At 44.8% G+C, this 14,190-nt stretch carries 15 protein-coding genes; 1 reads left to right on the forward strand and 14 read right to left on the reverse strand.

The annotated features are described in order from the left end of the window. Positions 1-8: 8 nt before the first annotated feature. Entirely contained in the window at positions 9-1,202 is a 1,194-nt protein-coding gene (gene nirJ1 / locus DSOL_RS11860; protein WP_075365071.1) for a putative heme d1 biosynthesis radical SAM protein NirJ1, read from the reverse strand. 3 nt (positions 1,203-1,205) lie between these two features. Further along, positions 1,206-2,717, reverse strand: coding sequence for a uroporphyrinogen-III C-methyltransferase (cobA, locus tag DSOL_RS11865; protein WP_075365072.1), 1,512 nt, complete (start codon positions 2,715-2,717; stop codon positions 1,206-1,208). A gap of 156 nt (positions 2,718-2,873) precedes the next feature. Here cobA and DSOL_RS27955 point away from each other — a divergent pair, with 156 nt between their 5' ends. Next, a complete protein-coding gene (locus DSOL_RS27955) occupies positions 2,874-3,050 on the forward strand; it encodes a hypothetical protein (RefSeq protein WP_170871500.1) in 177 nt (58 codons plus the stop codon). Positions 3,051-3,113: 63 nt separating this feature from the next. Here DSOL_RS27955 and hemC read toward each other — a convergent pair whose 3' ends face one another. The 12 genes from hemC to DSOL_RS11925 all read right to left on the reverse strand — a co-directional run bounded on the left by hemC (position 3,114) and on the right by DSOL_RS11925 (position 14,024). Further along, positions 3,114-4,025: a hydroxymethylbilane synthase gene (hemC, locus tag DSOL_RS11870; RefSeq protein ID WP_075365073.1), complete on the reverse strand. Its 912-nt coding sequence runs from the start codon at positions 4,023-4,025 to the stop codon at positions 3,114-3,116. After that, positions 4,022-5,359 (reverse strand): glutamyl-tRNA reductase, encoded by a 1,338-nt coding sequence (gene hemA, locus DSOL_RS11875; protein WP_075365074.1) that lies wholly within the window; start codon positions 5,357-5,359, stop codon positions 4,022-4,024. The genes hemC and hemA overlap by 4 nt, the downstream gene beginning before the upstream one ends. Next, on the reverse strand, positions 5,335-5,973 hold the full coding sequence (locus tag DSOL_RS11880; protein WP_075365075.1) for a precorrin-2 dehydrogenase/sirohydrochlorin ferrochelatase family protein: 639 nt from the start codon (positions 5,971-5,973) through the stop codon (positions 5,335-5,337). Before DSOL_RS11880 ends, hemA begins: the two co-directional genes overlap by 25 nt. A gap of 128 nt (positions 5,974-6,101) precedes the next feature. Further along, positions 6,102-6,959 carry a c-type cytochrome biogenesis protein CcsB gene (ccsB, locus tag DSOL_RS11885; RefSeq protein WP_139314461.1) on the reverse strand — a complete coding sequence of 286 codons (858 nt, stop codon included), beginning with the start codon at positions 6,957-6,959 and terminating at the stop codon, positions 6,102-6,104. A gap of 39 nt (positions 6,960-6,998) precedes the next feature. Beyond that, positions 6,999-8,303: a cytochrome c biogenesis ResB family protein gene (locus DSOL_RS11890; RefSeq protein ID WP_075365076.1), complete on the reverse strand. Its 1,305-nt coding sequence runs from the start codon at positions 8,301-8,303 to the stop codon at positions 6,999-7,001. Positions 8,304-8,455: 152 nt separating this feature from the next. Continuing rightward, a complete protein-coding gene (locus DSOL_RS11895) occupies positions 8,456-9,424 on the reverse strand; it encodes a polyprenyl synthetase family protein (protein WP_075365129.1) in 969 nt (322 codons plus the stop codon). Positions 9,425-9,431: 7 nt separating this feature from the next. Continuing rightward, positions 9,432-9,797 (reverse strand): Sec-independent protein translocase subunit TatA/TatB, encoded by a 366-nt coding sequence (locus tag DSOL_RS11900; RefSeq protein WP_075365077.1) that lies wholly within the window; start codon positions 9,795-9,797, stop codon positions 9,432-9,434. Between the two features lie 12 nt (positions 9,798-9,809). Continuing rightward, positions 9,810-10,574 (reverse strand): twin-arginine translocase subunit TatC, encoded by a 765-nt coding sequence (tatC, locus tag DSOL_RS11905; protein ID WP_075365078.1) that lies wholly within the window; start codon positions 10,572-10,574, stop codon positions 9,810-9,812. Positions 10,575-10,578: 4 nt separating this feature from the next. Further along, positions 10,579-11,661 (reverse strand): cyclic dehypoxanthinyl futalosine synthase, encoded by a 1,083-nt coding sequence (gene mqnC / locus DSOL_RS11910; protein ID WP_075365079.1) that lies wholly within the window; start codon positions 11,659-11,661, stop codon positions 10,579-10,581. A 20-nt stretch (positions 11,662-11,681) separates the two neighbouring features. Further along, entirely contained in the window at positions 11,682-12,368 is a 687-nt protein-coding gene (locus DSOL_RS11915; RefSeq protein ID WP_075365080.1) for an FO synthase, read from the reverse strand. An 18-nt stretch (positions 12,369-12,386) separates the two neighbouring features. Further along, on the reverse strand, positions 12,387-13,241 hold the full coding sequence (locus tag DSOL_RS11920) for a UbiA-like polyprenyltransferase (protein WP_075365081.1): 855 nt from the start codon (positions 13,239-13,241) through the stop codon (positions 12,387-12,389). 15 nt (positions 13,242-13,256) lie between these two features. Continuing rightward, a complete protein-coding gene (locus tag DSOL_RS11925) occupies positions 13,257-14,024 on the reverse strand; it encodes a polyprenyl synthetase family protein (RefSeq protein WP_075365082.1) in 768 nt (255 codons plus the stop codon). Between the last annotated feature and the right edge of the window lie 166 nt (positions 14,025-14,190).

The following is a 14,190-nucleotide window of genomic DNA, read 5'->3' on the forward strand; positions in this document are numbered from 1 at the left end:
GACGGTTCTCATCTTGCATAAATCTCACTATTTATACCAATCTCTTCATCGGTCAAATAGCAAGCTGGATCTGACTCCCAAAAATCGCCCGTCACAGCTTCAGCGCGCGTACGAAAATTGCCGTTACACATGTCTAGAAATTGGCAAGCTGCGCACCGACCTTTTAGCAAGGCCTTACGGTCTTTCAGTCCGGCCAAGATAGGATGGGACACATCTGTCCAGATATCCCCTATTTTACGTTCGCGGATATTTCCGAACGTAATGTGCTGGGTAAACTGATCAGGATGCACGTCTCCCATTGGGTCAACTTCCCCAAAGGCAATCCCTGAACGGTTTCCTCCGTTTAGACCAATCAAACCTTTGATCCTTTCGGCCTTTGCAGGATCTTCTTTTAACGCTTGGAGGTACATATAGACACCATCGCAATGGTTATCGACCGTTAGGATTTCCTTTTTCAAACCACGTTCTTCGAAATCCCGAGTCCTGCGAATAATGGTATCCATTGCTTGGCGGGATTCTTCTGGAGTCACGTCTTCTGCAATCATTTGGTTGCCACGGCCCGAATAGACCAGATGGTAAAAGCAAACGCGATCAATATTTTGCGCTTCAATAAAATCGAAGATTTTGTCTAATTCTTTAATATTGTGATGATTAATCGTAAAGCGAAGTCCCACCCTTTGGTCCACTGCTACACAATTTTGGATTCCTTGCATAGCCGCCTTAAAAGCTCCCTCTTTACCTCGGAACTTGTCATTGACATCTTCAAGTCCATCAAGAGAGATACCAACGTAGGAAATTCCAATTTCTTTGATGTGCTTGGCCACTTCAGGCGTAATCAGGGTGCCATTCGTAGAAAGCGTTACCCGCAGCCCTTTTGAAATTGCATACTCTGCCAGTTCGAAAAAGTCGGGGCGAATTAAGGGTTCTCCTCCAGAGAAAAGGAGAACGGGAGATCTGAATTCTATTAGATCATCGATAAAATGCTTTGCCTCTTCAGTGGTCATTTCACCTTGGTATTTTTGAGAATCTGACTCCATATAACAATGAGCACATTTCAAGTTACACGTCTTAGTCGAATTCCATACGACAACTGGCCCAGACCCCATGGTCGTTCCGTTTCGTGCCCCCAATGAGTGCTGATTATAGCGCAAGGAATCCCCAAAGTATTCTGTATCAAATAAGAGCTTGGTAACACTAATCATGCCTTATTTCCCTCCTTTCAGTAATATCTCAACCAATCCTCCGATTGTGTATTGTGCTGCCTCTTTGAAAACCGTAAGCCCGTGTTCGCGGGCCGTAGCACTTGTAATAGGTCCGATCGAATAGATCTTGACATTATCCAGTAAAGACACTTCTCCATCCAGCAGCTTGACGAAGTTACGGACTGTCGAAGAGCTGGTAAACGTAACCGTATGGATCTCCTTATCGCGGAGTAGACGCTGCAATTCGTCCCGGTTTGCTCCACCAAGTACCGTCTTGTAAACCGGCACATCCCAAACTTCCGCACCCATGGCCTTAAGGGATTCTGGCAAGACATCTCTTGCTTCTTCTGCCCTTGCGAGTAATACCCTTTGGCCTGGCAAAACACGGCCAGACAAACCTTCCACAATTTTCTCAGCCCGATATTCCTCCGGTACATACGCAACACGCAGTCCTTTTTTCTCCAGCGCCGCTTGAGTTGCCGGACCAATGGCGACAATTTCAAGGCCGATCAGATCGCGAATATCTCGCCCTTGAATTCTAAGCTCGGCAAAAAAAGCTTCAACTCCATTAACACTGGTAAAGATGAGCCATTGGAACGATTTAAGATCATTTAACGCTTTAATTAAATATGAATTATCGGATGGAGGAGCAATTTCAATCGTCGGAAATTCCCAAGCTTCCCCTCCCAAAGCTTCTATAGCCTGAGACAACTCGCTGGCTTGATGGCGCGCTCGTGTCACAACGATTCGTTGACCAAACAAGGGTTTCTTTTCAAACCATTGGAGTTTGTCCCGTAAAGAGACGACTTCACCCACAATAATAATCGAAGGGTTCGTAAATTCCTGTTCTTTAACTCGTTGAGCGATATTGTCCAGTTGCCCCACAAGCGTACGTTGTTCCGGTCTTGTACCCCATTGAATAATTCCCACTGGAGTGGTTGGAGTTTTACCATTTTCCATCAGTTTTTTAGCGATCAGAGGCAGGTTTTCCATGCCCATGAGGAAAATGAGCGTTCCGTGCGACTGAGCCAGATGGTCCCAATGAAGAGCGGTTTCATTTTTGGTGGGATCTTCATGTCCCGTGATGACCGCAAACGAAGAGGTTAAATCTCGATGCGTCACAGGGATACCAGCATAAGCCGGTACAGCGATAGCAGAGGTGATACCCGGTACGACTTCAAACTGAATCCCTGCATCGAGTAACGCTTCTGCTTCCTCGCCACCCCGTCCAAAAACAAAAGGATCCCCCCCCTTTAGGCGGGTCACAATTTTCCCTTCTAGACCTTTATCCACAAGTAATTGGTTAATTTCTTCTTGTTTAAGGGTGTGGCGATCCGGAGATTTCCCCACATAAATGAGTTCACAATCCGGGCGAGCTAACGTCAAAAGACGCCGCGAAGCTAAGCGGTCATAGACTAAAACATCTGCTTTGGCGATACATTCTGACCCTTTAATCGTAATTAACTTCGGGTCTCCCGGACCAGCACCCACTAAATATACATATCCCTTACTCAAACCGAACACTCCTATTCAGGAAGCACGGGGACGGTTCTCCTGCTTCCAAATAATTTCTTCTAACGAACGAACTATAGTCCACATACGCCCTCTACGCCTCTAGGTTCCCCTAGTTCCTAGTCCGGAACTTCGCGCTTACAAAAGCGAACCTCTCTGATGAAGTGGACTGCCAAACTCGGCTCAAGCGGTGCTTTCATCAGCGGGGCAGAACACAGGTCCCCTCTCGCCATCCTTGGCTTCGGTGACACTAGACCATCCATGGTCGTCGGACGTGTTCCGCCGGCAACCGGACAAGGATGTCCGATTTGCCGGGCACCCCGCCCTCTTGCATAAAAACTGCTTGAGCCCTAGTTTGGCCCACGACATCACGAGGTGAGCGTTGTAATGCTAAGTTCCCTATCGAATTTCCGCTAATATTGAAGTGGCCCCCAAGGTAATTAGACGGTTAGCAACTTCGTTACCCACTGTTTCAGGATCACGGCCTGTAGCTTCCGCTCTGATCAAGCGAACCCCATCTAAGCTCGCCACCATTCCACGAAGAATAATCTGTCCTTCGAGTACTTCTGCAAAGGCTCCAATGGGCACTTGGCATCCACCTTCAAGTTTGCGCATAAGGGCACGCTCAGCACGTACCGCTTGTTCCGTAGAACTATGATTAAGCAGAGATAACAACTCATGTATCTCCGTGCGTTTCTCAAGAATTTCTATGGCAATTGACCCCTGACCTACTGCAGAAAGCATCACATTTTCAGGCAGGATCTGAGTGATTCTATCTTCCCACCCTAGCCTCTTCACCCCGGCAGCAGCAAGAACAATACCCTCCATCTCAGATTCCTCTAATTTCTTCCATCTTGTCTGAAGATTTCCTCTCAAATCCATAAAGCCTAGGTCTGGGCGATAATGCCTAAGTTGCGATTTCCGCCGTAAACTACTAGTACCAATGATTGCGCCAGAAGGCAATTCCTCTAGAGAGACCCCGTTTTTGCTTAAATAAACGTCCCTTGGCTCCTCTCTTTCGCAAAAGGCGCTAATCATCAACCCCATTGGTAACAAGGTTGGCATGTCCTTAAGACTATGGACCGCCATATCAAGTTCACAATTAAGTAGACCATTCTCAAGTTCCTTGGTAAATAATCCTTTGTCTCCAATTTTGGAAAGGGGAACATCCAAGATCTTATCCCCTTTTGTTTTCATAGGGACAAGTTCAAACTGAAGATGAGGATAAAACTCGGTTAGTTTACGCTTTACCCATTCGGCTTGCCACATCGCTAATTGACTGTCCCGTGTCCCAATACGGATGTTCTTCATTCTGCCCTCCTATGACACACTTGCCCCGGATTCTGATTTACCATCAAGTTTGGCCGTTTGTCTTCTTCGGCAACATCCAAATCAAAAAGGTTTTGCAAAATTTCCGTGTAAAGATGACCTTGGCTTGTAGTGGCATATTCCTTTAAATTTGTAATTGGCTTATGCAAGAGGTGGTTAACGATGGAGTTAGCCATAGAACGAACAATCTTTTCTTGCTTAGGAGTTAACCCTCCTAGATGCTCAAGCGCACGCTCAACTTGAGCATCTTTAATTTTTTGTCCTTTTTGCTGTAACGCTAAAATTGTAGGAACAACAAACAGGGAATTATGCCATTTGAGGAAAAGGAGCATCTCTTCTTCAATAATTTTTTCCGCGTTTACAGCAGCTAGCTCACGCTCTTGATGATGACGGTCTATTACCCCCCGCAAATCATCAATGTCAAATAACGTAATATGTGGAATCTCCCCCACGTCAGGGTGAATATCCCGAGGTACCGCTATATCAATTAGAAGCATAGGGCGCCCCTTTCGGAGCTTCATAATCTCTTGCATGCGTTCCGGAAGTAAGACGAAATGTTTCGAAGCGGTTGCGGAAATCACAATATCCACCTCTTCAAGGTACTGATCCATATCGTCAAAACGTACCGCGCGACCAGAACATTCCTTCGCCAATAGAACGGCCTTTTCATAGGATCGATTAGAGACCAAAACAGTAGAAGCTCCCGCAGCAACTAAGTTTTTGGCGGTTAGGGTACTCATTTCCCCTGCTCCCATGATTAAAATCCCTTTACCTTCGAGTTCTCCAAAGTTTTGTTTGGCAAGTTCTACCGCAGTATAACTAATGGAAACAGGATGCTGATCAATCAGTGTCTCCGTGCGTACGCGTTTTCCCACTGCTAAGGCAGTCTGGAAAAACACATTGATCGCTTTGTTGGTGACCGCTGCCTCGTTCGCTTGTTGATATGCCTGAGCAACCTGTCCAATGATCTGTGTCTCTCCTCGAACCATCGAGTCTAAACCCGAAGTAACACGAAATAAATGGCGCACTGCATCATACAAGGTGTGCACATAAAGGTACTGATTAAGTACATTTTCCTCGATGCCATGGTGGCTGGCCAAAAACTTCTTAACGGATTGAGCCCCCACTTCCACATTCGTTGTAACAGCATAGACTTCAGTCCGGTTACAAGTACTGAGAATTACAACCCCTTCAAGTTCGGGATAATCTTTGAGCTCTTTTAATACTTCCTTCATGCGGGAGAGATGAAAGCTCATTTTTTCTCGAATTTCCACTGGCGCGCTTCGATGATTTAGTCCAATAGCGACAGGAAACACGTTTCAACCACTCCTTCCGCCTCTGTTAAGCGCTGGGCTTTGATGAGTTCCCTCACTTCGCCGTCCGTTGCCCGATTCCAAAAGATATTTCGCTTTTCGGGTGACAAGCCGGACTTAGCTTTAGTTCGCCAAGTTTTAAGCAAGTTGAGATATTCCGCCATTTCATGACCGTATAAGTTTTCCAACTCAGCTCGGACTTGCCGTGCTACAATTGGGCTGCTTCCTCCTGTGGATACGGCAATTTTCAAATCTCCTTGTTCCATAATAGACGGAACAATAAAACTACATTTTTCCGGATCATCAACAACATTCACCGGTCGGTGATGGGCTATAGCATCAGAAGACACTTGAGCATTAACATCCTCTTTTTCAGTGCATGAAAAAACAAGTATTGCCTCTTGAATATCTTCTGTGGAATATTCCTTCTCAGTCCAAAAACATGTTTTTTCGTCGATCAGCGCTCGAAGTTCCGGAATAAGTTTGGGGGAGACAATGTAGACCAAAGCTTCGTGTGCCAGTAGGGTCTGAACTTTGCGCAAAGCTACAAGTCCGCCCCCGACGACTAAAACCGGTCGTGCTTCTAAGTCCATAAATAATGGATAGTAGTGTGGCATGAAAGATAGTCACCTTCTCCAACTTTGCATTCATTCGTCCTATTTTAACATTTTCCACTTCATAATTGAATGATTCCTTAATTATAAAAACAGTGATATGCTCGCACTATTTATGATAGAATTCATCATTAAGCATAAGAATGCAGTCCCGGTAAAAAATAGTTAACGCCAAAAAACGTAAACAACACGGCTGCAAAACCAAACACGGCCAACCATGCCGCCCTTTTTCCCTTCCAGCCGTACATCAACCGTGCGTGCAAGTATCCAGCATAAATAATCCAAGTAATCAGAGACCACGTCTCTTTAGGATCCCAGGACCAGTATGTCCCCCAAGCGTAATTTGCCCATATTGCGCCGGTAATAATGCAAAGTGTCAAAAGTGGAAACGCGAATCCGACCACCTTATAGGCTAGCTCGTCCAGTTTGTCTAACTCTGGAAAACGGGAAATAATTCCCTGTGAAGATGATTTTTTCCCGTCCTCTCCTTTGCTCAACTTAAGCAAATACATAATTCCAAGTCCGAATGACACAGCAAAAGCGCCGTAAGCAAACATTGCCGTTACGACATGAAATGTAAGCCATTGGCTCTTAAGTGCCGGAGGCACCGCTTGGGCAATTCGTTCCTCAGGCCCCATACTCATAATAATAAATATCAAGAGCAAGAAGGAAATCGGCGTGACAAAGGCTCCGAGTGCTTTTAATTTATAGCGAAATTCTGCAAACAAATAAACAGCCACGATTCCCCAAACAAAGGTCAAGAGAAATTCATAACCATTGGAAAGTGGTGGATGCCCTGAAATGAACATTCTAAGGAGAACGGCTGCAGTGTTTGCGATCAAGCCGATGGCAGTAATATATGTTGCAAAGCGCCCAATAAGTTCTTTTTTAGAGCCAATCCAAATCCAGTACAACAGCATACCTAAGGTATACGCCATCACCATGACATAAAACGCTGACGTTTCGAGACTCTGTAATCCCTGGTTCACAGTGTTATCCTCCCTTTTTTGGACAATTGATGATAATCCCTAATTCATCTTGATATCATGAATCAAACGTTCAAACTCGCTTTGCACTCCGCCAGCAACTTTTCCGGCCAAAGCTCCCATAGTTAACTCACCTTGATTGCCCTGTTTAGCTATGAAAACACCTAACACGACATTCGTCCGCCAGTAGAATGATAACAGGAGTCCTCCTAATAATAAGGCACATCCAAACCAAATAACCATAACTCCTGGGTCTTCTTTAACCTGTAAGCCGGTGAACCCAGCGTTGCCATCAAGGGTCAGTTTGTATTGACCCTGTATATCGATAGTTTGTCCGACTTTAAGTTGCCCAGTTTGTATTGGCTGAGAAGCTGTCCCTTTATAAACCTGATAAACAATTGACGTAGTTTGTTGCTCGCTACTTATTGCTGCAGCGATAAGGTAAAGATTTGTTCCCTCAGCTTGGAAATAGTTTCCGCCCTGTTCTTGTAAAACCAGAGGAATCTTTTTCCCCTTCAAATCCGCAGTAAGATGGACCCCTTTAGCAAAACTAGATTGGTAGAACGTTACCCCTTCGTAGGTAAAAGGGTGATTGACCGAAATCGTTTGTGTGGCCACTTCCTGACCATTTTTCAAGATACTCATGTCGGTATACCAGTTATCTCGCTCCCCATTAGCTAAGAATCTGTCTTCAGCAGAATTGATCCGAACACTAAAATCGTGCTTTACTGTTCCCCTAGAGACATTGATAGAGTTAATGGGTATAGTTGTTCCAGCACCTGTCATAAAAAATCCCTTAAAACCCATGAAAGAGCCCAGCAGCGCTCCAATAACTAACACAACAAAGGAGACATGCGCAATAATCGATCCCCAATTCCCTAAACGCCGCTTAATCGCTATGAAGCTCCAGCCCGCGTCGTTTTCTTTTGTAACAATTTTATAGCCTCTGCGTTTTAGAACTTCTCGTACAGATAGCTTAAGAGACTCGCCGTCTCCTGCCCATTTTGCTTGAACCTTTTTAGGCACAGTCGAAGTACCCTCTGGTGGCTTAAGTTTAAAGGTACGGTTATAAACTCCCTGAAATCGTTGCACACTGCAGACAATTAAATTGATACAAAGTAAGCCCAACAATAAACGAAACCAAAACGTTCCATAGAGATTGGTGAAGCCCAGCTTCTGCCAGATTTGCCCCACAGTTTGGGCCTTTGCCGGGTCCACATTGACTTGGGGAAACAGAGTCCCCAATCCAGCAACGAGGGCTATTATTCCTAATAAAGCCAGGCCCAACTTCATTGAACTGAAAAAGCGCCATACCTTTTCAATAATACCTTCTTGTTGTTCGCTCATTTCATCCCCTCCTTAGTTGCAAAAAAACCTATGTATCTACCCATTGCAATTTGAAATTACGCAGCATTAGCTTATCATATCACATTAGTAAAAGGATATAAAATTGAGAGAAGCTACCCCGTTCGATCGCATCCACAGGGGTAGTTTCTCTCTTAAAACTTCCGAACCGCAATAAACTCAGCTAAATCTTCTAGCGCTTTACGTGTTGGAACCTTTGGAAGATCCTGAAGATGTTTTTTAGCCTTCTTTACATATAAATCGACCAAATGCATCGAATCATCAATCGCACCAGTGGCCTTGATTAGTCCAATCGTTTCCGCCACTTCATCCTCTGTTTTGTCCACTTTCCCAAGCAACGTCTTTAACTTACCTGGCTCCGGTGACGACTTTAGGGCCAAGATCATGGGTAATGTCATGATTCCTTGGCGCAAATCTCCCCCAATCGGCTTCCCAAACTCGGAGGGCTTAGCCGTGATATCCAGAACATCATCGACAATCTGAAAGGCCATTCCTAACGAATGTCCATAAGCACCCAAGGCCCATATCTGACGCCTGGGAGCTTCTGAAACCAACGCCCCTAATTTACAACAAGCGGAAATCAACATGGCAGTTTTTCGTTTAATACGGTAATAATACTGTTTTAGATTTTGTTCCACGTCAAAGGAAGATTTGATCTGTTGAATCTCCCCTTGGCACATTTCCACGCTGACTTCTGCCAAAATGCGAGAAACCTCTGGATGATCAATCTTGGCAATGAGCATCAAAGACTTCGCCAATAAATAGTCACCCGTTTCTACGGATACAATATTACCCCAGTTAGCTTTGACTGTCGGTCGCCCTCTGCGGGTCATTGAGGCATCCACGACATCATCATGGACTAGCGATGACATATGTATAAGCTCTAAGGCCATTGCCACTGGCATCAATTTTTCCGAGGAACTACCATAGAATTTCCCTGCTAAAAGCGTAAAAGCTGGACGCAACCGTTTCCCTCCGGCAGCCAATAAATGGACAGCCGAATCTTGGAGAATCGGGTAATCCGTCTCTACGAATTTTGTCAGTTCATTTTCAACCCGTTGGAGATCTGAATTTATCTGATTGAAGAGCCAGAGTTGTTTCAAAACCGGTTCACCTGCTCGCACCCTTTTCTTCATAAGATACCATATCCACCGGCAGTTCCGCCAGTGGATCATCCGGAATTTCGTCCTCGTACGTTAACAAGTCCTCGTCGATTTCATCCTTTTGCGTCTCACTCACGTCTGTGGGTGCTTCTTTCTCGGCAATACGTGGGGACGTTGTCTGTTCAAAAGCTTTATTTATAATATTTACCGGGTTATCCATCACTGAACTTTGAAATTCCTTAGTCAGATCCTGGGTCGCTTTGCGGATTTCAAAAACTACTTTACCGATCGTCCGAGCGATGTCGGGCAAATCTTCTGGACCAAACAAAATAAGTGCGATAGCCATAATTAAGAGTATCTCACTAAAACCCACGTTCTCACCCCCTTATTTCAAAGCCAGTTCTTTTTCTGTTCTACGTACAACAAGATACCCCAGCCAAATACTAATTTCATAGAGAAGGTACATTGGTCCAGCCATGAGGAGTTGGGTAAACAGGTCTGGCGTCGGTGCAACCACAGCCGCTAAAATGACAATTGCCAAGACCGCCCAACGTCTTTTTTTGGCCAACGTTTTGGGGGATAACACTCCTATACGAATTAAAATTAATAAGACAATCGGAAGTTGAAACACTAATCCAAACGTCAGGAGAAAGGTTACGAGAAAGCTAAGGTAAGACGTTTTGGTCACAAAGGGGGTAGATTGAACACCCCCGCCACCGGCCATAAGCAAAAATCTGATCCCAATAGGCAATACAACGTAGAAACATAATGCAGCCCCAGCAAGAAAGAGGAGTAATGAGCTTGGAACAATAATATATAAGTATTTTCGTTCATTTTGCTTTAACGCCGGTAACACAAAACTCCAAATCTGCCAAATGATAATTGGAAGCGCAATGACCATACCAACGAATAAGGAAACTTTCAGTTTGACTAACATGGGTTCCATGGGGGTTGTCGTAATAAACATGATATCTTTCAACTTTGTTACCGGAGTTGCTAAATAGGTGAAGGTCAGATCACTTATGAACCATCCAACGATGGCCCCGAACGCTATTGCATATGCAGAAATCACCAGTACTTTGCGTAGGGCTATAACATGTTCCATTAACGGTAAATTGCCTTCATTGAGCTGTCGCTTGCGCCTGCGCATCCGCCTACACTTCCTTCCCGTACTCCTTTAACCACTCGTAATGTGTATTGCGTTGAACAGCTCGATAACCCGCATCTTCAATACAACGAATAATCTCCTGTAACGGGACACGTGTTTGCACGCCAGCAGCTCGAACCACATTTTCCTCTAACATCGTACTCCCGAAATCATTAGCCCCAAAGCGTAAAGCTACCTGCGCCATTTTGGCCCCTTGTGTAACCCACGATGCTTGAACATTGTCCACGTTATCAAGCATTAAACGCGCTACCGCAAGTGTGCGCAGATATTCGACCCCCGTGCTGCCCTCTCCGCCAAGTTCGGTGTTTGTGGGAGCATAACTCCAAGGAATAAAAGCGGTAAAGCCACCCGTTTGGTCCTGAGCTTCTCGAACACGCACCATATGCAGAATTCGTTCCTCAAACGTTTCCACATGCCCAAACATCATGGTTGCAGTTGTTTTCATACCCTGTTTGTGCGCTGTGGTCATCACGTCCATCCATTGTTGCCAACTTACTTTGTTAGGGCTAATCAGATGACGTACGCGATCATCGAGGATTTCAGCCCCTCCCCCAGGAATCGAATCTAAACCCGCCTCTCTAAGACGACGGATGACTTCCTCTAAACTCAACTGGGATTTATTCGCCAAATCCCAGATTTCCGGAGGGCTAAACGAGTGAATGTGAATCGTATAATGGCTTTTAATATCACGCAGTAGATTTTCGAAATAGTCTAGATCCAAATCAGGATGTAATCCCCCTTGAATCAAAAGCTGAGTTCCTCCGACTGCAATCGTTTCTTCAATTTTAGCATGTAATTCGTCTCGTGACAAAATATATCCATTTGGATCTCCGGGTTTACAATAGAAGGCACAAAACTTACATTGACAGGAACAGACGTTAGTATAATTAATATTCCTGTCAATAACAAAGGTAATCACTTTTTCTGGATGCATTTGCCCTCGAACGAGATCCGCAGCTTGCCCTAAGGAAAGAAGATCGGCATCTTGTAGTAGTTTAACCCCATCTGCGACGGATAACCGTTCGCCAGCCAAACGTTTCTCAATGATTCTTAAGGTCTCGGCTTGCACATACTTCTCCCCCTTCCGTCCTAGTTGGTTTTAAGGACACGATACAAATTATCTCGTTCCACCGCATCTCGTCCAGCCTTTTGAATAAGGTGAATCAAGGCTCGTTTAGTCATAACTTGATTTGTTTCGGTCCCCGCTGAGTGAATAATTCTCTCCTCCACTACGGTACCATCTAAATCATCCACCCCAAACGCCAGAGAAACTTGGGCCAGTCTAGGCCCGAGCATGATCCAAAACCCCTTAATGTGATCGAAATTGTCCAGAAGAATCCTAGAAATAGCCAACATTTTTAGGTCTTCAAAACCCGTTGTATTTCCAATACCCATGGTTCCTTCTAATTTTATATTTTCGGGGTAAAAGGGAAGAGGAATAAACGTCAGAAACCCACCTGTCCGATCCTGTTGCTCGCGCATTTGTAGCAAATGGTCAATCCGTTCCTCTGTGGTTTCATTGTGACCGTAGCACATCGTGGCATTAGTGCAATTATCGAGATCGCTACAAACATTGGCATATTTAATAGGACGATTGACGATAAAATAGGTTTGATTACCATTTTTCCGTTCGCGTACGAGGTTGGCCATATAGCCAAGGGCCAAGATGTCTTGACTATTCATCATGCGAACACCATCATCAAACTCTAAACGTTCACCCTTTTCGACTTTTTCAATTAGGTCATAGAGTTCACTTTGTTCAAACAGTGAGGGCATTGCGTCCCCTCCTTTTAATTATCGTAAAAAGATTAAATCCAAGATCGAGAAGACAAAAAGCAAAATACTCAAGTACCCGTTAAGGTCGAAAAAAGCAACCCCAATTTTAGAGAGATCATCTGCCGTGACAATGCGATGCTGCCGGAAAAGCAAGATAATGGCAATCCCAACACCTGCATAATAAAGCCAACTCATGGACATAACCACTCCGACCGCGATAAAAAAGAGTGGCGCAAGCATGTGCAAAAATGACGAAATTTCCAAACCCCTCTGCACCCCGAAAATAGCAGGAATCGAGTGCAACCCTTCTTTACGGTCAAACTCTACATCTTGGCAGGCATAAACGACATCAAACCCTGCAACCCAAGTCACGACCCCAAGCCCCAAGAGAATAGGCGCCAAAGCCCAATGACCCGTTACCCCGATCCATGCTCCCGCCGGGGCTAAGCCTAGTGAAATTCCCAAGGCCAAATGGCAAGCCCAAGTAAACCGCTTTGTATAGGAATATAAAACAAGAAAAAAGACAGCGATTGGCATCAACATTAAGGCCAAATAATTGAGTTTGTACGCTGAATAGCCTAATAACAAGAAAGACAACACCGTGTAAAAGTAAACCTCCTTCACCCGAAGCTGACCTGCTGGCAGTGCCCTCTGAGCCGTCCGTGGGTTACGCGCATCGATATGCCTGTCAATCAGGCGATTTAAGGACATCGCTGCCGTCCTAGCCCCTATCATGGCCAGTGTAATCCAGACTAGTTTTGAAACAGACGGTACACCATCGGCAGCCAAAAAAGCGCCCAAATATGCAAAAGGAAGGGCAAAAAGTGTATGTTCAAATTTAATCATTTCGAAGAAAACTCTAAGTTTATTCATACTCCACTCCGTTCGTTACGACCCTGCCTCTAAAGGATTGTAATCTGTACTTAGCTGATGCTCCAGGTAACGATGCACTTCGCAAAGAGGCTGTAACTGAAGCTGTGATCCAGCCGAAATTTCATTCAAGATTTCCTTTGCCCGCTGAAGGATCGATTGCACCTCGGCATTTCCCAGACGTTCCTTCCAGGCTCCCCACGCTAATCCCAATTCTCGGCCAAAGGCTTCAATCTGTCGCTGTAAAGGAAGTGAAACACCCGCAAGTTCTGCACTAAGTCGAGCCGCTAATTCTGTCAATGAAGCGCTCTCCATCTCAATAATTTCAAGCAGCTCATCCCTATTGAGTTTCTTACCCCGAGAAAGCCAACGGCAAATACCCCCCTCACTCATCGTTTTCATGACTTGAGCCAGAGGGTCTAGAAATGGAAGCAGCTTCTCACGGCAGAGGTCTAAAAAAAACTTTCCATATAACAAATCCCCGACAAGCACTGGAAATTGTCGAAGTTCTTCCGCGATATCACTGTCATCCTTCATTAATCTATGAACCTGATTGGCCATAAATATAAATTGAATGATGCCAGCCAACGCTTCAGATTTTCGCCCATGATCTCCACAAGCTCGACTTACTGCTAAGACAATCGCTGGGTTAACCGTACGATCAAGCTCATCCATATCCAGCTGAACCAATTCTTCAAAACCAGCTGGCTTGAAGTTTATTTCTTGGCGCAAATGCGTCTGTACTACGTTCAGTTTCTCAAGGAAGCTGAATTCTAGCGGAACCATGTTATCGCTCCTTGTCTTCAATTCAGACATTAAACTATTATATATTCGATATTCATATTAAAAGTCCTGCCCCTTTTAAATATTGTACACTGATAATATGACATTATTATTCAAAGAGTATGTAAGCTCACCTAAAACACAATAGACCCTGCAACTATTTCAGTCA

It is taken from the genome of Desulfosporosinus metallidurans, from assembly GCF_001936615.1.
GTDB lineage: Bacteria > Bacillota > Desulfitobacteriia > Desulfitobacteriales > Desulfitobacteriaceae > Desulfosporosinus > Desulfosporosinus metallidurans.